The organism is Rhodocytophaga rosea, from assembly GCF_010119975.1.
Taxonomy (GTDB): domain Bacteria; phylum Bacteroidota; class Bacteroidia; order Cytophagales; family 172606-1; genus Rhodocytophaga; species Rhodocytophaga rosea.
In genome coordinates this window covers 607,885-625,359 of the sequence record NZ_CP048222.1, presented here as the reverse complement: position 1 = coordinate 625,359, position 17,475 = coordinate 607,885, and the positions used below count along the sequence as shown (strand labels likewise).

Here is a 17,475-nt window from a genome sequence, read left to right as displayed (position 1 = left end):
TGTGCAAGTGAATAAAAACCCAATATGAGCTACTCAGAAAAGATACTAAACAACAAAACTGAATATCCTTTTGATAAATGGAGGACATACTTCTATGGAGACGAGGATGATGACGAGGAGGATGGTGGCATGGAGCAGTATACACCTGAGAACTGCGATAAAGCCCAACAAATCATGGATGACTTGCTCGAAGGTCTTATTGGGTTAGGTGAATCCGCTCCGGAACCTGCAAAAGTAGAATTATTCAGAATAGCCATTGAATCACTTAATGAATTGAATGATGAGACAGGTGGTAGTCTGATTGAGACAGTAGAGCGGGAAGAATTATGCGAACTCTTCGATAACATTTGCCTTAGTGCCGGATTGAACCCAAAGGACTACGCCGGAGGAGAAGGAATTGCCGATGTATGGCGTGATTGGTAGAGGACATGAAACTAAACAAAAATTAAGTAAAAAAGGAAAGACCTGCACAGAACACCAGTCAAGCCATTCAGCACGCTGCCAAAGCGCATTGCTGACGCAGAGGCGATGCCGCCGGTTGGCTTTGTTCCGTTGTAGCCAATTAAAGATTAATGATGAATATAACGTTAGGGGAAGTGATTACTATAATCTTTATGGCAGTTATGATGATACTTGCCCTATATCTCAATATTCTTTGGTATAAGATTAAAAGTATTTTAGAAGTCAATGGCTATAAAGTCAGTAATTTCCGTCACGTACAAGACTTACCAAACTTCGTTGAGTTAATTAAGAAGGAAGAAAGGGAGCAGCTAAAGGCTAAGTATAGGAAGATGCTGTGGCGATTGATTGGGGGACTATTATTGTTCCTCATTGGAGCAATAATAGCTTTTACTTATTGACTAACATTAACAGAAAAAGAACTGGCTACAACACCGCTCTGAGACGGCAACCGGGCTTACCTTACCACATAGCTCTACCGCCAAAGCCCCGGTTTGCGTCAGCGCTTGTTTCGTTGGTTGCAAAAAGGCCGGAGAAAGAGTTTGGGAAATGGCTTTATTCGTTTACAGCCAAAGACTACGAGTAGTAGTCAGGGATACTTGCCGAGCCGAAGCGCAAAACGGCTTTTGCAGGCTGAAGGCGAAGGGCAAGTAGCACGCTTTCTGAGATCGGCTTAGTGAAGAGAAGCAGAAAGCATTTGGCTGAAAACGAATAAGAGTTGAGATTTATTGTGTGGCCTGGCTAAAGGCTTGTGCTTTGTTCTCCGGCCCGTCTTTGGCAGAGAGTTTGAGAGAGTGAAGGAGCCAAAGACTTGTTTTTCCTTCTTTTTAGAGTTGCTGCGTAAAGCTGCTGGCTAAGGACGACAACAACTCCCCCAAGGAAGGCCTCAGCTCAGAGCTAAACACAGAAGGCCAGGGCAGAAAAAAGAAGGAAAATTAAAGCAACCAACACCAGGCTCAGGCCGACAACCGGTGAGCTTTACCACAAGGCTCCACCATGAGCACGTGGTGTGCGGGAGCCTTTGATCTATTCTCAGCAATTAAATAAATAAAGTATGCTAGTAGAATAATTTATTTGTATTTTCAATATAGATCAATTACTATGTAATGAAAAATCATATAGTTGCTTTTGGGTTGATTCTTCCCTTGTTACTAGCATCCACATTAAGTTTGAAAATAGGCCCAAAGGATATTTTATCCGGTAAGTACAAACACTTATTAGCGGGTAAATTAGAGTATGATACTCATATAGAAACCTACAATCAGGCTGTATTGACTAAAAAACGCACCTTTAAGCAACTTGATAGCCTTTTTACGATTGAAACTTTCTCCTTATGGCCAATCGAAGAACAGAAAAAACTTAAAACCATTCTTAGTTTAGCTAAGAATAAAGTATCAGGAGATGTATATGAGCAAATAAAAGAGTATGGTTCTGAGTATGGGTTTACATTAAATAAGATAATCCCTTTGAGTGATATGTATGCGATGGAAAGACAGATCATTAGAGCCAACAATCACATACAGGAATCTGAAAAATGGGCTACTACGGTTGCAGAAATAGCTCAATATTTTTATCAGGATTTTCTAAAAGGAAATTTAAATGAGAGTTTTTTTCATTATACTACTATTCTACAGATTGAGAAGGAACTTCAAGAAATCTCCTTAATATATCAAGATAATATAGCCTCCTTTATAGAAAAGGATAAGAATGCAAGAACTTTTTATTATCGATGGGAAATGTGGGAGAAGTTTATCAGAAAGTCACCTGAAAGAGATAATTTATATAAACAGTTGCAGGAAAGGTTTGCTACAAGAGCTAATTAAATAGAGGGGTAATTGTGTATACTTATCTCCTGTTTTCTTGTTTTAAAAAATGAACAAAGAACAGCTGAGAACACCAACTTCAACCGGTCAGCAGCCCATACCAACCACAACCTTACCACAAGGGCTTGCCGCCGGGAAGTTTTGATACGTTGGCCATAATTGATAAATATGTATTATTTATATTTTCTACTAAATAGAATAAACTACAAACAGTTTTTTTATTTTATTATTCCTCTTTCAAGTGTTCTGCTAGGTGCAATTTATAGTCTCACTGAAGGGAATACATTTGCGTCCAAAGAATTTTTTGTTGTCACCCTACAACATCTTATTACTCCTTATTTTGTTGGTGCTGTTGGAATACTTTTGTTTTCCATTCAAAATGGAATCAATAAGAAACAAAAGCAAACCAATTCTTTTAATGCGACCAATACGTCATTGGTAGATATATTAGATACAGAGGTATTCAATTTTGAAAACTATGCTAAAGGAACCTTTTTTTCTTGGATAGTATATGTTATACCACTTATCTATTATATTTTAATATAAAAATTATGGCCAACACCATCTACGGCAATCACCGGGCTGCTCCAGCTCAGGGCTGACGCAGAAGCCACGGCGCTGAGTAGTTTTGGTTCATTGGTTGCAAAAAGGCCGGAGAAAGAGTTTGGGAAATGGCTTTATTCGTTTTCAGCCAAAGACTACGGTTGTAGTCAGAGCTACTTGTCGAGCCGAAGCGCAAAAAAGCTTTTGCAGGCTGAAGGCGAAGGCAAGTAGCACGCTTTCTGAGAGCAGCTTAGTGAAGAGAAGCAGAAAGTATTTGGCTGAAAACGAATAAGAGTTGAGATTTATTGTGTGGCTTAGCTGGAGCCATCGCTTTGTTCTCCGGCCCGTCTTTGGCAGAGAGTTTGAGAGAGTGAAGGAGCCAAAGACTTGTTTTTCCTTCTTTTCTAGAGTTGCTGCGTAAAGCTGCTGGCTAAAGACGACAACAACTCTCCCTAGGAAGGCCTCAGCTCAGAGCTAAACACAGAAGGCCAGGGCAGAAAAAAGAAGGAAAATTAAAGCAACCAACACCAGGCTCAGGCCGACAACCGGTGAGCTTTACCACAAGGCTCCACCATGAGCACGTGGTGTGCGGGAGCCTTTGATCTATTAGGTCCAAGTAAAAAATGAAAACAGCATCGTACCCTATCATTTTCCTAGATATAGATGGCGTACTATGCACGCAGAATCAATGGAAGGCTGATGTGATTGCAGAAGACGGCTACAGTGAATTCAATGCAAAGTGTATCGAAAACCTGAATCGGCTCATTGAGCAAACTAAGGCAAAAGTCATCCTTACTTCTAGCCGAAGGATTAATAAAACGGTCGACGAGTTTGGGGCAATTCTGAAGAGAAGAGGCTTCCACGGGCAGATAGTGGGCAAAATCAACGAAAAAACCGAATTAGATTCCTCTTCCAGAAGTGAGGAAATAGTAGGGTGGTTGGAAAGAAATGGAGTACCAGATAAGTACGTAATCCTAGATGATGATACTCGCTTAGCTCAATTAGGGGAGTCCTACTTGCCGCATTGGGTTCGAACTATTTATCATCGAGGATTGGACGAAGAAGCTTTACAAAGGGCTTTACAAATATTAAATGATTAAAGGAGAAAGACATGGACCTAACACCATATTGACCGATAACCGGGCTTGCCCAGCGCAGAGCTCCACCGCAATCGCAACGGTATCCGGCAATATTTGTTCCATTCTGTGCAAGTGAATAAAAACCCAATATGAGCTACTCAGAAAAGATACTAAACAACAAAACTGAATATCCTTTTGATAAATGGAGGACATACTTCTATGGAGACGAGGATGATGACGAGGAGGATGGTGGCATGGAGCAGTATACACCTGAGAACTGCGATAAAGCCCAACAAATCATGGATGACTTGCTCGAAGGTCTTATTGGGTTAGGTGAATCCGCTCCGGAACCTGCAAAAGTAGAATTATTCAGAATAGCCATTGAATCACTTAATGAATTGAATGATGAGACAGGTGGTAGTCTGATTGAGACAGTAGAGCGGGAAGAATTATGCGAACTCTTCGATAACATTTGCCTTAGTGCCGGATTGAACCCAAAGGACTACGCCGGAGGAGAAGGAATTGCCGATGTATGGCGTGATTGGTAGAGGACATGAAACTAAACAAAAATTAAGTAAAAAAGGAAAGACCTGCACAGAACACCAGTCAAGCCATTCAGCACGCTGCCAAAGCGCATTGCTGACGCAGAGGCGATGCCGCCGGTTGGCTTTGTTCCGTTGTGCGTCATAGGAGAATGAAAAAATTACTACTTGGAGTACTAATTTTGATGGGATGTGGTCAACAGACTAAAGATGACCAGCAGGGAAAAGCTGATAGTAATCCAATAAAAAAGATTTCTGTTATTATTTTTAATGAAATCTTTCCAAACGGTAAAAATACAATAGAAGTAGTGTTATCAAAGGTAATTAGAGGTAATAAAACAACTTTATACTATATTGATTCATTAGGAAAGGGATTATCCCTAGGAAATTTTACTATTTACAAGGACACGCACGAATATATTCTTTGGAAGAAGGATAGATGTTATTTTGTTGAAGAAGTGTTAATTCCAGATAAAAGAAATAACACAAAAGTATACTTCTATAAATTTGATGGAGGAAAGAGCAGAGATGATGAATCTCTCTTGGTTTTTGATGAGTCAAAAGAGTTAATGCTCATTTACTACTTAGCTAGTAGAGACATTTTTAAATATGATTCTCATGAAAAAGGCAAAGAATATTTTGAAGAAGTAGTCAAACAAGCAGTGAATTACCCATGGAATAATTATTACAAATGGCTCAATATAAAGAGTAAAGAATGAAAAAACGAACGCACAACACCAGTCCCTGCGTCAACCAGTCCTGCCTCAGCGTAAGGCTTCACCGCAACGGACCTGGCTGCGAGGGCCTTTGCGCCATTGGCAGTAAATAAAAATGAAAAAATCATGGATACTCTATGTAATTCTTTTTGGAATAGGAATGCTTGGATGCAAACCTACCCAGCATAGCATTGTCGGATTATATAAGAGTTATACCCACTTTGAAATAAGTTCAAAAATACAGTTATATCAAAACCAACGCTTCCAATTTGAGGCTCAACAAGGAATAGTATTCTTAGGTGGTAAAGGGGAGTGGAGGCTGGAAGGTAAGCATCTGATTTTAAATTCTGATACAGTAGTGAAGGATAGTTCCTACATTGAATTTACCAATCCAATTCATAATGATTCGCTTACTATTTTGGTTTGTTATGAGTTAGAAACGGCACCGCTTTCGGGTGCCAAAGTGAATGTAAAAAACAAACAGGAGTGGCTGCAATTAAAGACAGACTCAAATGGGAGAATAAAGCTGCCTAATCAGTTCATTGACAGTTTAACAGTCTCAAATTTTGCTATGTTGACATTAAATAAATCACTTGGATTAAAACCCACTCAGCATATTCGGGTAGTGATGATGGAAGACAATCTCGGCAGTGTACGATTTAAAAACGAGAAGTGGAAGATAAAGAGACGGCGATTAATTGAAACAATTGACAACCAACGCATAGTTTACAAAAAAAGGAACAAATAAAAAGACTACTGCCAACATATAAGGGTTCATGGGGTGGTCTTAACCCACCATGAACCCTGTGTTGCACCAAACCGGTTGGTTTAGGGCGGTCTTCTTTATGGGAAATCAATCAATACAAAAGAGGATCAAAGGTGGAACTACAGTCCACTTCAAGGAGAAGAAAGTGGAAAAAATATGGTGACTATACTCGGTGGATGCGGCTTATTGATGATTTTGGCTCTCCCTAAGGCAGTTTATTTTCTTGTCAGGCAATCGCTTTCCCGGCCACTTTTATAAGGGGCTTTTAATTCTACTCAGGCAGTTTTCACATGCAGGGCTATGGATAACAGATAGGCTGTCTCGGGTGGCGAGCGGGTTGCTTGAAAACGCAGGATTTCTCTCATCCGACCTTTGCTGCAGCAAGGACACAGGTCTACATCATAACCTAAGCGTTCTTTGCAGATGCTTTTCCAGTCCGACACTCTCTTTTCCGGCGTAGCTGCCCTTAAATCTTGTCTGGCCAGGGCTAAATCATGGGCTTTTGCTTTGGAAGACAACATGCCATAGTGGCGGATGCGGACAAATTTTAGGGGCAGAATGTGCAAAGAAAATCTTCGGATGAATTCACTAGCCTCCAAACTCATGGTTTTCTTTGCTGCTTCTTGCCGGTAGTCTTTGTAAGCGAAGCTTACCTTGCCATCGGCTATACTTTGGAGGCGGTGATTGGAGATAGCTACTTTATGGGTGTAACGGCCCAAGTATTCAATTACCTGAGCAGGACCTAAGAAAGGTCTTTTACAATACACGACCCAGTCTTTGGCAAACAACGCCTTCCATAGCACGCTATCGACAGCTACTTTGTTAGGGGAAAGAAAACTTCTCAGCAGACTTACATAGCGGGCACGGAACACTTTACTGAGTGCTTTGACCGGAAAAAGAAATTTTCCTTGTACCCTAGCTTTTTTCCAATGGCCACGCTCTGATATACCACCTCCGGGCACAATGCAGTGCAGATGTGGATGCAGGGAGAGGTTCTGCCCCTAGGTGTGCAGGATAGCGATCATGCCTGTTTTAGCCCCTATGTGCCTGGCATCCCTACCAAAGCTGTTAATAGTAGACCAGGCTGCCTTGAAGAGCAAAGCATAGAGTTCTTGTGGGTATTGCAGGCACAATTGGTTGAGGGCGTGGGGCAAGGTGAAGACCACATGAAAGTAACTGACCGGTAACAGGTCTGCCTCTCTTTGCATAATCCACTTTTCCCGATTGGTCGTCTGACACTTAGGGCAGTGTCTGTTGCGGCAGCTGTTGTAGCTGATGCGTAGGTAGCCACAACTATCACAGGCATCGATATGTCCCCCTAATCGGGCTGTCCTACAAGACTCAATCGCCTTCAGGGTAGAGAACTTGTGCGCAGAGACTACATGTATGGCCATAAATTCATGTAAGTGAGCCGACAGTATATGGGCCACTTCCACAGCAGGCTTCATGCCTCCTTAGTATAGAGGGTATCCAAGGGAGAGAAAGGGGCTTTTCTGCCAAGGCCTGCTATGTGCAGATACACAAGGGTGGTTTCCAGGAAAGAGTGTCCCAAGAGTTCTTTGATGGAGACAATATCCAATCCATCTTCTAGCAGATGGGTGGCATAGCTATGGCGCAGGGTATGGACACAGACCCCTTTCTTTTGAATGCCGGCTTTGCTTACCGAATCACGCATCATCCATTGTACGCCTTCCCGGCTGAGTGGAGAACCATACTCTTTCCCATTGAACAGATAGTGATGGGGTTTACAAGCAGACAGGTAAGAGAGCAGGCCTCTTTTCATCAAGGAAGACAGGGGCACATAGCGGTCTTTTCTTCCTTTACTTTGCCGGATGTGGATCTGCATTCGGTCAAAGTCAATATCTGAGATCTCAAGCCGGCATACTTCCTGCATGCGAAGGCCGGCAGAGTAGATTAAAGCCAGCAGCACCCGGTGTTTTAACAGACGGGGAGCCTTCAAGAGTGCCTTGACTTCACTTTTACTGAGCACTACAGGCAGTTTGTGTTCTCTTGGTATGGAAGGCAGGCGGATAGCCCGGTCATCGCTGCCGGTGAATCTATATAAGAGACGCAGGCCATAGACGGCATGTTTGAAGGAGCTTTTAGAAGGCTTGTGAGTTTTCTTCTGCAGCATCCACAGGTAGTCTCTGACCTGATCCTCATCTAGTTCTGTAGGCAACTGATTATAGTAGAGAGCAATCTGAGCCATGTGGCGGGAGTAGTTTTTCAGCGTACTCAAACTTCTGCCAGACAGGGAGATATCCCGCTCGAGCTTGTTGTAAAGGTGGGAAAATTCGCTTACCTTCAGGCAAGCCTGTTGAATAAAAGTAGGGTGGGTGTCAGTGTTTGGTGTTGACATAGTGGTAAGAGTTTGGTAAAACATACTCCTATAACTATTCCCACCTACCAACAGGCTACCGTAGGTTTAGTGCAACACCACATAACATCGACAACCTGCCCATTCCAAGCACAAAGCTCCAGCACAAGGGCACGGTTTGCGATTATGTTTGGTACATTGTGCTCAATTCGAAAAATGAAATTCATTGTATTTATACCAATTCTGATAGTAATCCTCGGGTGTAACAAGCGCACTCCCAATGAAACAAAAATTATTGATACAGATAAATTCGAAATTGAGGTTCCAGCTGATTGGAAATACAAAAAGGCACAAGGAGAGGACAGTTTTGTAGGCAGAATTATAGGTAATGGTGTTGATTTGAGTTTTGATTGGAGTGAAATGGGATATGCCAATCCTCTCATTGCAAGTGAAAAGGAGTTTGTCTATGAGCGGGATTGGGAATGGATGCCATCACATTTACCCTATGGCAAGGAAGGAGTTATATATACTAGTGGTAATGTACAAGGAGAAAGAGAACGAATTATGAAGGAGAAGGGGATAAATGATACTTTGTTAGTGAGAGTTGAACCATTTCAAATTCCGGAAAAGGAAATCATATTTCAGGATAAGCAATATAAAGTAATTCTTACTTATAAGGACACAGTTGTTCAGATTGGGATTCAGATTCCGGAAGATGTTAAAAACCACCAAGTTCAGGTAGATACCACTGGAATTTACAAGCGAAAGTTAATTAGGCCAAGAGAGGGTAAAATAGGGATAACAGGTGTTTATTTTGAAGATTTGAACTCTACTTTCAATTTTAATCTAGCTGGCGAAGTTGTAGGGTTAGAAAATCAAGAAAAGGCAATCAATTCATTTAAGACAATTAAGATAAAAAGGAATAAAGACTGAGCACAACACCCCATTCACCGTTAACCTGCTTTGCCTCACCTGAAGGCTCCACCGCAACAGGAGCGGTTTGCGATTATGTTTGGTACATTAGGCTCTATAAAAATCTTTTGAAAATGTAAACGATAAAGAAAGTGATTAAGACTACTACTACACTGTTAATGATAACTTCAGATAATTTAGTTGTAGATTGATAGAGGATTAATTCTTTAAAAATGTTAAGTGTTTTTTTGTAAAATGGAGCAATCAATATTAAATTCATTACTAATAGAACAGCGGTAAATATACGCAATGACGTCTCCAAACCATAAGCATTATTGATTAAAACAATAGTAACTAAAGTTGGCAAAAGGACAACAGCTCCAAGTAGTTTTGTTTTTTTAAAGAGCAATAATATAGCTGTTACAAATTCAACTATGCCTAGTAAAACAGAAAACCAAGGTGAAAAGCCTAAAAAGATCCAGGCGAGGGTAGCGCCATCTAATTCGTTTGCTTGACTTGCATACAAACTAATAGAGGAAGGAAATTGAAGGCCTAGTATTTTAACTAACCCATAAACTAACATAATTAGACCTAGTACATAACGTATAAATAAGTACCAAATCGACTCATCTCCGAGGGTTAATTTCATAAACAGAAATAAGAATGTTGACTGTTTACAATATAACATTTGCCGAGATAAATCTACATTAACTTAATAGTAAAATACAGAGCCTAACACTACATTGAGTCGGCAACCGGGCTGCTACATCGCAAAGCTAACGCATGAAGCCACGGCTGCGTCAATGTTTGGTTCATTGGTTGCAATAATGCCGGAGAAGGATTTAGAAATGGCTTTATTCGTTTTTAGCCAAAGACTACGAGTAGTAGTCAGGGTTACTTGCCGAGCCGAAGCGCAAAATAGCTTTTGCAAGCTGAAGACGAAGCGCAAGTAAACCAGGCTTTCCCGACTTGAGCCAGTGTTGAGAAGGGGAAAGCATTTGGCTGAAAACGAATAAGAGTTGAGATTTATTGTGTGGCCTGGCTAAAGGCTTGCGCTTTGTTCTCCGGCCCGTCTTTGGCAGAGAGTTTGAGAGAGATAAGGAGCCAAAGACTTGTTTTTCCTTCTTTTCTAGAGTTGCTGCGTAAAGCTGCTGGCTAAAGACGACAACAACTCTCCCAAGGAAGGCCTCAGCTCAGAGCTAAGCAGGGAAGGCCAGGGCTGAAAAAGAAGGAAAATGACTGCAACCAACAGGCCGCTAAGACAACAACCGAGATGCCCGAGCGCAAGCCTAACCATAATTCATCGGCTGCGTCAATGTTTGGTTCATTAGGCACTAGCAACCATAAAAAAGAGAGGAAAATGATCCAATTGAGTAAAGAACAGATTAAGGAAATTTCCGAACGATTAGAGTGTGGTGAAAAATGTTTTGTTCAAATTCATACACAGGAATTAGTCTTCTATATGGACCCGCTCAAAAACCTGGACTTGGATGAGGAATATTACGGGGAAGAAATGCAAAAAGTAGAGGAAAACCGACAGGATTACCTTGAGATTGAAGGCATGGACTCGCGGGAAGGCTTTCAGCTCATGGAGGAGTTTGCCCAGCAGGTGAATTCGAAGCGACTACAGGAAAGACTATACCGGGCTTTGAACCAGCGAAAGCCATTTCAACACTTTAAACACGAAATCGATAACTCAGGAGCGTATCGAGAGGCCTGGTTTGCTTTCAAGAACCAGAAGATGCAGGATTGGGTAGAGGCTAAAGTTGTTGAATTGAATCGAGAATTAGAGCAATAAAGGCAGATGCCTAACACCAGTCCCAGCGGCCACCGGCCTTGCCTACCGCATAGCCTTACCGCAGTAGGCATAGTGTGCGCGGGCCATTGGTGCGTTTTGCAAAAAGGTATAGAACTAGTTAAACTGACTAAATTTCAAAAACAGTTAACTATTGCTACTACTTTGCTACTTTAAATTATATATTTTATAAATATTTGATTTGCAGGCACTTTTAAAGTCCCGTACGGAATAGAACTTTACAGCCAACAAAACCAAAAAAAATTCCTTAATATGAGGCTTTTTATTGAGTTTAAGATATTAGGATTATTAGCTCACAACTCTGGATAATCGGTACTAGCAAAGCCACTCTCCATAAGTCCCAATCCTTTTAAGTATTCATCTACCATTTCCAAGCTATGGTGTCTTAACTGCCTTTTTATATCATGTATATTCTTACCTATTTTGTTAGCATGTATCACACCTGTATGCTTCCATGAATACAAACAGTGACTTTTATCATAGTTTAGCAACCTTAATATCTCCCTATGCTTACGACTAAAATAGTTGATGCCATTGTAATGGGGAGAAGGTTTGCCTGTCTTACCAAAAATAAAGTAATGCTTTGGATATAATCTTATTTGTTCTAGGTCAAGGAGATTCATTAAAGGCCCAGGAATTACGACATACTCTGTTTTTGTATTCTTGGATATTTCTCCTTTTATCTGAATTTTATTCCCATGTATATCTCCCACTCTTAGCTTTCTTAGCTCCCCTGGTCGAATAAAGCAATAAAAGATAAATTGTACGAAAAGTCCTAATTGTGGATCATGTTCTATCAAGTATTCTTTCAACTCTTTTCGTTGAAACTCGTCAAAATATAATGCACTTACACTACTATACTTTATTTTCTTAAACTTTTTGAAAGGATTTTCATTAATTACTCTTGTCTCTTTGATTCTTTCAAAAAGCATTTTCATAGTGATTAGATAACAACTTCTAGTTTTACCTTTATAGCCTTTTTCTAGATAAAGTGAATCTATAAAAAGTTTAGCATGCTCATAGGTAAAATCAGTGACAAGCATCTGATCAAGCCTATTTTCAGTAATCCAGGCGAGAAATCCTCTTAAATGAGAATTATAACTTTGATAGGTCTTCTTTCTTATTTCAGCTTTTTTTGATGTTAAAGCTAGATTGACATGGTGAACTAATAGATTGCTTTCGTAGACAGGAGCTACTTCTACAAGCTTGTAAAGAGTGTACTCATCATAAAAAGGGTTCCAACCATTCTTGAGTTTTAGATTGATTTTTTCAATCAATTGCTCACCATACTGAAGCCTTGCTTCAACAGTCTTCCTTTCCGTAAATCCCTCATATACCTTAAATCTCTTATACTTTCCAGTTTCCGGATTCTTATAAGAGAAAGATACATACCATTGTTTGGACAAATCATTGCCACAAGTGTTAAGCTTAGCCTTGTAAGCTGTGGCTTCTTTTTTCTGTATTGCTTTCATAGGTTCTTGAATATGCCAGCCAAGCGATATAAAAGCCTAAAAATACAATACTCCTTTTTGTCTGTTTTGTCTGTAAAAATCAAAAAAACTGCGAAAGTATTCAAATTTCGCAGTTTTGTGGAGAAGATGGGACTCGAACCCACGACCTCTTGCATGCCATGCAAGCGCTCTAGCCAACTGAGCTACATCCCCATGGTGCGTGCAAATATAAGAGGTAATTTAGCATAAATCAAAACGGCCGGATGGCTTTTACAAAAATCTTTTGATAGTATTCCCCCAATAAATTATCTTCTACTACACCCCGGCTGGTACTCGAATGAATAAACATTACCTGGTCTTTGCCCTTCACGGTAGTTACCATGCCTACGTGAGAAATCTTGCTGCCTCCTTTTCTTTCGGCAAAGAAAACCAGGTCACCAGGAGAAACATCATTGAGCCGCACATCTTTTCCATAACTTGACTGCTCGGTAGAAGTACGAGGGAGTTTTACGTCTATACTTGCAAAAGAAGTACATAACAAGCCGGAACAATCCATGCCTTTGCTGGTGCTGCCCCCATACCGGTAGGGTGTTCCCAGAAAGGAACGGGCAGTTTTAATAACTTGTGTTGCCTGGCCACTGGCAGCCTTGGTACTTGCCGGTGAAGTTGTTTTGGATTTGGCCGGGGCAGGACTTGCTTTAGATTTCCTGAAAGCGGCTTCCCTAGCCGAAGTTGTGCTGCGGTGATTAGCCCGTTTGTTGCCACTCTTACTTTTTTTCCGAACATATGCTTTTCCTGTAGTAGCACTTTTACTTTTAGAAGCAGACTTTGAACTCCGGCAGGAAGTTTCTGCCAGACTTATCAAAATAATCAAGGAGAAAAACAGGATTGTTCTGGTTATTTTATCCAAATTTCTGGTAGTTTGTATACAGGTGTAAAAATGCAAATCATCATTTTTACTTACAACACAAAATAGTCAAATTTATTATGGAAACCGCACAAATTTCCCACTTGTTGGTAGAAAAAATGCAATCCATTGTAGGATCACCCTACGTTTTTGCCGACCAGGAAAATTTATATGCGTATTCTCATGATGAAACCGAAGATCTTTCCTTTCTTCCAGATGTGGTTGTCAAGCCAGCTATCCCACTGGAAGTGAGCCGCATCATGCAGTTTTGTAATGAACATAAAATTCCGGTTACGGCACGAGGGGCTGGTACAGGTTTGAGTGGGGCAGCCTTACCTGTACATAAGGGGATATTGTTGTCTATGGAACGGTTTAATAAAATCATTCATATTGATGAAATAAACCACCAGGCAACGGTAGAGCCAGGTGTGATTACACAGGTTTTGCAGGAAGCGGCAATGGAAAAGGGACTATTTTACCCGGTTGACCCTGGCAGCCGGGGGAGTTGCTCGCTGGGAGGCAACCTGGCGCAATCTTCCGGTGGACCGCGTGCAGTAAAATATGGCACTACCCGCGAAAATGTATTGAACCTGGAAGTAGTGCTGCCTACCGGAGAAATTATCTGGACCGGAGCCAATGTACTGAAATATTCTACCGGCTATAACCTTACACAGTTAATGGTCGGGAGTGAGGGCACATTGGGAATTATCACCAAAGCGGTGTTTAAACTTCGTCCGTATCCCACGCATAAACTGGTGATGCTGGTGCCGTTTGCTTCGGCTGAACAGGCTTGTGAAGCAGTTAATGCTATTTTTATGGCAGGTATTTCTCCTTCCTGCCTGGAATTTATGGAAAGGGATGCGATAGAATGGGCGGTGCGGTATACCGGATCTACTATAGAAATTCCGGCCAATGTACAAGCACATTTACTCATTGAAGTAGATGGAAACGAAATGGACTTGCTCTACAAAGATGCGGAACGCATTTATGAGGTGTTATCCAGGTATGAGGTAGGAGAGGTGCTGTTGGGAGAGTCATCCCAGCAACAGGAGGAATTGTGGGCACTCCGCCGGAAAGTGCCTTATGCGGTGCGGCATACATCTGTGTATAAGGAAGAGGATACCGTAGTGCCTCGCGGACATTTGCCTCAGTTACTTAAGGGGGTGAAAGAGATAGGCCGGAAATATAATTTTACATCTGTTTGTTACGGACATGCCGGGGATGGAAACCTGCATGTGAATATTATCAAAGGAGATATGTCGGAGGAAGAATGGAACCGCAAACTGCCGGAAGGCATTCGTGAAATATTCAGCTTGTGTGTCCGGCTGGGAGGTACTATTTCAGGCGAGCATGGGATAGGATATGTACAAAAACCGTATATTGGTATTGCCTTGCCGGATATAAATCTGGCACTTATGCGTGGGATCAAACAGGTATTTGACCCAAACGGTATTTTAAACCCAGGCAAAATATTCTGAGCGTTTCCTGGCATATTTCTTACACTGGTAACATAAGAGAGAGAAGCAGACAAAAGTGTATATACACTTTTGTCTAAATTTCCTCAAAAATTTATAACCTGGAGGAATTTAATTCAATTAAAGCGATATTAACCCCAGTTAACGTGTAATTATATGTCAGAAAATCTCCAACCTTCTGAAATGGCCAATGTTAGAAGCCACTTTGCTCACCTTTGCCAGCTTGCCCTTGCCGATGCTTTGGTTACCAAAGATGAGCTGGAATACCTTACCAAACTATATACAAGTTATGGTTTAAGCCAGGAAGAATTCAATTCCATTATGGATGACGCTTTTGCCATACCTTTTGCCGCTCCTGAAAAAACCATACTCAGGCTGGAGCAACTTTATGACCTGGTGAGAATGGTGCTGATTGATGAAAGCATTGATGAACGGAAAGTAAAACTTTGTGTGGAAGTCGCTCAGAAACTTGGATTTCAGGCACATATGGTGGGTGATCTTATTAAAGCCCTCGTAAATATGGAAGAAGAAACCGGGATGGATAAGCTCGAAATAGATGATCTTAATATTATTCTCAAAGACAGCAAAGAATAAATTGTTGCCTTATTTCACTAGGAAAATACCAGCAAAGCCTGCTGGTATTTTTATTTAGTAACCAGAACTATTTAGCGGGAATGCGTATTATTGCCTGTAAAAACAGATCATTTATATTTTTGACAAACTTTTTTGAACGATGAATCAACCTCCTCATCAGCGGGATTTTTCAAGTGAACTGCATTTTGCCACTTCCCGGAGCGGAGGTGCCGGAGGCCAGCATGTAAACAAAGTGTCCTCGAAAGTGGAATTACGCTTTCATGTGGACAATTCGGCGATTCTGGGTGAAGAGGAAAAACAGGTATTAAAAGCCAAACTGGCCAATAAAATCAATGGCGAAGGATATTTGCAGCTTATTTCCCAGGCAGAACGCAGCCAGTTGCTCAATAAACAACAAGTAGTAAAGAAATTTTACCAGTTGCTAGAAAAAAGTTTCCGTCCGGTAAAAGCACGCAAAGCCACCAAACCTACAGCTGCTTCCATACAGGAAAGAATCACCGATAAAAAACGGAATGCCCGGAAAAAAGCTACCAGAAACCGCGATAGCTTCAATGACGATTTGTAGATTGAATGATATACTTCTGAGCTTAACATTTTACTCATAAAAATTCAACTCATAAACTTAACATACTGTAAATCTCTCCATCACTTACTTCCTTCAGGTTTCTCAGGCTTTTACCAGTTTATCTTCATACGCCAGTCTGATCACACTGTCTGTCATCCAGCAATTCTGATACGGGCCATTTTGCTGTTTAGATAATGAGAATAAAAATGCAGATTTTTTGCCAGTCTGATCCGTTATAATTACGATCTGCTGGGCTTCATCACCTTCTATATGTATTTTATTTACCTCGCATTTCTTAAAATTCAGCAAAGGTGCATATACCGGATTTTTAACCAGTTGAATAAACTTGTCTAATGGCCCGGTATAGGCTTTGTTATCCGGAGCGGCAAAGTTGAAGGTAATAGATATGCCTGTATTCGTTTCGTCATTATCCTGCAAAGCTTTCAGTTGTATGGCCACTACCTGCTGCGGCAATATGTCCGGGGATGGCATGGGCTGGTCAATCGAGAGATGAATAAGCATGTGCGAGGTTGAAAGTAATTTCTTATCCGTTGCAGAATAACCGGACAATGTAGATAAACAGAAAAGTGATATCAGCAAATATTTTGTAGCGGAATGGTTCATAGCGGTACATTTAACAGACAAGTGATCCTATATACGAAATAAGCTTTGCCGGAGATGTACCAAAGTTTGCAATAAGTACGTCTGAAGGAAAGAAATGCCTCTGTTATCTAAACGCAATGAGATGGCTGTAAATTTTGATACAATCGCTTACTTCTATGATCAGCTTTCAAAGGTAGTTTTTGGAAAGGCTTTGCAACAAAGCCAGTGGTGTACCTTGCCTTTTATTCCGGTACAAGCTACGGTATTGATTCTGGGCGGGGGTAGTGGCTGGTATCTGAAATCTTTATTGCAAGAGCGGCAGGTTAAAAAAATAGTGTATGTGGAGGCTTCTGCTGCGATGCTGCGTTTATCGCAACAGAATATAGCTTCTGTATCCTGTTCTACAGAAATTGAATTTCGTCTGGGTACAGAAAAAAGTATTCGTTACGATGAAAAATTTGATGTAGTAATTACTCATTTTGTGCTCGACCTGTTTCCGGAACCGCAGGTAAATTCCATGATTCATCTTCTTTATCCTGCCCTGCATCAAAACGGGATCTGGCTATGTAGCGATTTTGAACTTTCTGGTCAGCAAGCCGGGCAATGGTGGAAAAAAAGCCTGATCTCAGCTATGTATATTTTCTTCCGGTGGGTAAGTAAAGTTAAAGCCAGAGTATTGCCAGACATACATGGATTGTTGGTTTCCTGCCATTTACACTGCCAATACGAAGCCACTTTTTATAGAGGTTTGATTGCCGCCAGGGTGTACCGGAAAGGAGATAAATCCGCAGTGCTCAAAAGTGAAAGCTGATTTTTGATTGGGTTTTTCAAATTTACCTAGTAATTTCAACGTCTATAACCATACTCATACGCCCAGACACACAGATAAATTCTGACCGCAACCCAA

General features: G+C 41.0%; 18 protein-coding genes, 1 tRNA gene and 1 pseudogene. 13 read left to right on the top strand and 7 right to left on the bottom strand.

Annotated features, from left to right (window positions below; genetic code table 11):
* Positions 1-24: 24 nt before the first annotated feature.
* From GXP67_RS02770 to GXP67_RS02740, 7 genes are all read left to right on the top strand, one after another.
* The gene (locus tag GXP67_RS02770; RefSeq protein WP_162441741.1) at positions 25-423 is read left to right on the top strand and encodes a hypothetical protein; all 399 of its coding nucleotides are present in this window, start codon (positions 25-27) and stop codon (positions 421-423) included.
* Between the two features lie 1,142 nt (positions 424-1,565).
* Entirely contained in the window at positions 1,566-2,282 is a 717-nt protein-coding gene (locus GXP67_RS02765; RefSeq protein WP_162441744.1) for a hypothetical protein, read from the top strand.
* 168 nt (positions 2,283-2,450) lie between these two features.
* Positions 2,451-2,828: a hypothetical protein gene (locus tag GXP67_RS02760; protein WP_162441743.1), complete on the top strand. Its 378-nt coding sequence runs from the start codon at positions 2,451-2,453 to the stop codon at positions 2,826-2,828.
* 620 nt (positions 2,829-3,448) lie between these two features.
* The gene (locus GXP67_RS02755) at positions 3,449-3,925 is read left to right on the top strand and encodes an HAD domain-containing protein (protein WP_162441742.1); all 477 of its coding nucleotides are present in this window, start codon (positions 3,449-3,451) and stop codon (positions 3,923-3,925) included.
* Positions 3,926-4,053: 128 nt separating this feature from the next.
* Positions 4,054-4,452 carry a hypothetical protein gene (locus GXP67_RS02750; protein ID WP_162441741.1) on the top strand — a complete coding sequence of 133 codons (399 nt, stop codon included), beginning with the start codon at positions 4,054-4,056 and terminating at the stop codon, positions 4,450-4,452.
* 146 nt (positions 4,453-4,598) lie between these two features.
* Complete coding sequence (locus GXP67_RS02745; protein ID WP_162441740.1) at positions 4,599-5,165, top strand: hypothetical protein; 567 nt, start codon at positions 4,599-4,601, stop codon at positions 5,163-5,165.
* A 112-nt stretch (positions 5,166-5,277) separates the two neighbouring features.
* The gene (locus GXP67_RS02740; protein WP_162441739.1) at positions 5,278-5,910 is read left to right on the top strand and encodes a hypothetical protein; all 633 of its coding nucleotides are present in this window, start codon (positions 5,278-5,280) and stop codon (positions 5,908-5,910) included.
* 293 nt (positions 5,911-6,203) lie between these two features.
* On the opposite strand, the pseudogene GXP67_RS38160 reads toward GXP67_RS02740, so the two are convergent.
* Positions 6,204-7,376 (bottom strand): annotated as a pseudogene (locus tag GXP67_RS38160) (IS91 family transposase).
* Positions 7,373-8,287, bottom strand: coding sequence for a tyrosine-type recombinase/integrase (locus GXP67_RS02730; protein ID WP_162441738.1), 915 nt, complete (start codon positions 8,285-8,287; stop codon positions 7,373-7,375). Before GXP67_RS02730 ends, GXP67_RS38160 begins: the two are co-directional and overlap by 4 nt.
* 174 nt (positions 8,288-8,461) lie before the next feature.
* Here GXP67_RS02730 and GXP67_RS02725 point away from each other — a divergent pair, with 174 nt between their 5' ends.
* The gene (locus tag GXP67_RS02725; protein ID WP_162441737.1) at positions 8,462-9,178 is read left to right on the top strand and encodes a hypothetical protein; all 717 of its coding nucleotides are present in this window, start codon (positions 8,462-8,464) and stop codon (positions 9,176-9,178) included.
* A gap of 94 nt (positions 9,179-9,272) precedes the next feature.
* Here the strand turns inward: GXP67_RS02725 and GXP67_RS02720 are convergent, their stop codons facing one another.
* The gene (locus tag GXP67_RS02720) at positions 9,273-9,806 is read right to left on the bottom strand and encodes a hypothetical protein (protein WP_162441736.1); all 534 of its coding nucleotides are present in this window, start codon (positions 9,804-9,806) and stop codon (positions 9,273-9,275) included.
* Between the two features lie 624 nt (positions 9,807-10,430).
* On the opposite strand from GXP67_RS02720, the gene GXP67_RS02715 reads away from it, so the two are divergent.
* The gene (locus GXP67_RS02715; protein WP_162441735.1) at positions 10,431-10,955 is read left to right on the top strand and encodes a UPF0158 family protein; all 525 of its coding nucleotides are present in this window, start codon (positions 10,431-10,433) and stop codon (positions 10,953-10,955) included.
* A gap of 311 nt (positions 10,956-11,266) precedes the next feature.
* On the opposite strand, the gene GXP67_RS02710 is transcribed toward GXP67_RS02715, so the two are convergent.
* From GXP67_RS02710 to GXP67_RS02700, 3 genes are all read right to left on the bottom strand, one after another.
* Positions 11,267-12,445 carry a tyrosine-type recombinase/integrase gene (locus GXP67_RS02710; RefSeq protein WP_162441734.1) on the bottom strand — a complete coding sequence of 393 codons (1,179 nt, stop codon included), beginning with the start codon at positions 12,443-12,445 and terminating at the stop codon, positions 11,267-11,269.
* 118 nt (positions 12,446-12,563) lie between these two features.
* Positions 12,564-12,637, bottom strand: a tRNA-Ala gene (locus GXP67_RS02705).
* A gap of 37 nt (positions 12,638-12,674) precedes the next feature.
* On the bottom strand, positions 12,675-13,334 hold the full coding sequence (locus GXP67_RS02700) for a C40 family peptidase (RefSeq protein ID WP_232064891.1): 660 nt from the start codon (positions 13,332-13,334) through the stop codon (positions 12,675-12,677).
* Positions 13,335-13,411: 77 nt separating this feature from the next.
* Between GXP67_RS02700 and GXP67_RS02695 the strand changes: the two genes are divergently transcribed.
* From GXP67_RS02695 to arfB, 3 genes are all read left to right on the top strand, one after another.
* Positions 13,412-14,809 carry an FAD-binding oxidoreductase gene (locus tag GXP67_RS02695; RefSeq protein ID WP_162441733.1) on the top strand — a complete coding sequence of 466 codons (1,398 nt, stop codon included), beginning with the start codon at positions 13,412-13,414 and terminating at the stop codon, positions 14,807-14,809.
* Positions 14,810-14,962: 153 nt separating this feature from the next.
* Positions 14,963-15,400, top strand: coding sequence for a hypothetical protein (locus GXP67_RS02690; protein WP_162441732.1), 438 nt, complete (start codon positions 14,963-14,965; stop codon positions 15,398-15,400).
* A 139-nt stretch (positions 15,401-15,539) separates the two neighbouring features.
* Positions 15,540-15,965: an alternative ribosome rescue aminoacyl-tRNA hydrolase ArfB gene (gene arfB / locus GXP67_RS02685; RefSeq protein WP_162441731.1), complete on the top strand. Its 426-nt coding sequence runs from the start codon at positions 15,540-15,542 to the stop codon at positions 15,963-15,965.
* Positions 15,966-16,067: 102 nt separating this feature from the next.
* Here the strand turns inward: arfB and GXP67_RS02680 are convergent, their stop codons facing one another.
* The gene (locus GXP67_RS02680; protein WP_162441730.1) at positions 16,068-16,487 is read right to left on the bottom strand and encodes a DUF4864 domain-containing protein; all 420 of its coding nucleotides are present in this window, start codon (positions 16,485-16,487) and stop codon (positions 16,068-16,070) included.
* Positions 16,488-16,683: 196 nt separating this feature from the next.
* Between GXP67_RS02680 and GXP67_RS02675 the strand changes: the two genes are divergently transcribed.
* Positions 16,684-17,379, top strand: a complete 696-nt coding sequence (locus GXP67_RS02675) for a class I SAM-dependent methyltransferase (RefSeq protein ID WP_162441729.1) — start codon at positions 16,684-16,686, stop codon at positions 17,377-17,379.
* The last annotated feature ends 96 nt before the right edge of the window (positions 17,380-17,475 follow it).

Coding starts and splice junctions, on each gene's coding strand:
- GXP67_RS02770 (WP_162441741.1), top strand. CDS start 25: ATGAGCTACTCAGAAAAGATACTAAACAACAAAACTGAATATCCTTTT.
- GXP67_RS02765 (WP_162441744.1), top strand. CDS start 1,566: ATGAAAAATCATATAGTTGCTTTTGGGTTGATTCTTCCCTTGTTACTA.
- GXP67_RS02760 (WP_162441743.1), top strand. CDS start 2,451: ATGTATTATTTATATTTTCTACTAAATAGAATAAACTACAAACAGTTT.
- GXP67_RS02755 (WP_162441742.1), top strand. CDS start 3,449: ATGAAAACAGCATCGTACCCTATCATTTTCCTAGATATAGATGGCGTA.
- GXP67_RS02750 (WP_162441741.1), top strand. CDS start 4,054: ATGAGCTACTCAGAAAAGATACTAAACAACAAAACTGAATATCCTTTT.
- GXP67_RS02745 (WP_162441740.1), top strand. CDS start 4,599: ATGAAAAAATTACTACTTGGAGTACTAATTTTGATGGGATGTGGTCAA.
- GXP67_RS02740 (WP_162441739.1), top strand. CDS start 5,278: ATGAAAAAATCATGGATACTCTATGTAATTCTTTTTGGAATAGGAATG.
- GXP67_RS02730 (WP_162441738.1), bottom strand. CDS start 8,287: ATGTCAACACCAAACACTGACACCCACCCTACTTTTATTCAACAGGCT.
- GXP67_RS02725 (WP_162441737.1), top strand. CDS start 8,462: ATGAAATTCATTGTATTTATACCAATTCTGATAGTAATCCTCGGGTGT.
- GXP67_RS02720 (WP_162441736.1), bottom strand. CDS start 9,806: ATGAAATTAACCCTCGGAGATGAGTCGATTTGGTACTTATTTATACGT.
- GXP67_RS02715 (WP_162441735.1), top strand. CDS start 10,431: ATGCCCGAGCGCAAGCCTAACCATAATTCATCGGCTGCGTCAATGTTT.
- GXP67_RS02710 (WP_162441734.1), bottom strand. CDS start 12,445: ATGAAAGCAATACAGAAAAAAGAAGCCACAGCTTACAAGGCTAAGCTT.
- GXP67_RS02695 (WP_162441733.1), top strand. CDS start 13,412: ATGGAAACCGCACAAATTTCCCACTTGTTGGTAGAAAAAATGCAATCC.
- GXP67_RS02690 (WP_162441732.1), top strand. CDS start 14,963: ATGTCAGAAAATCTCCAACCTTCTGAAATGGCCAATGTTAGAAGCCAC.
- arfB (WP_162441731.1), top strand. CDS start 15,540: ATGAATCAACCTCCTCATCAGCGGGATTTTTCAAGTGAACTGCATTTT.
- GXP67_RS02680 (WP_162441730.1), bottom strand. CDS start 16,487: ATGCTTATTCATCTCTCGATTGACCAGCCCATGCCATCCCCGGACATA.
- GXP67_RS02675 (WP_162441729.1), top strand. CDS start 16,684: ATGCCTCTGTTATCTAAACGCAATGAGATGGCTGTAAATTTTGATACA.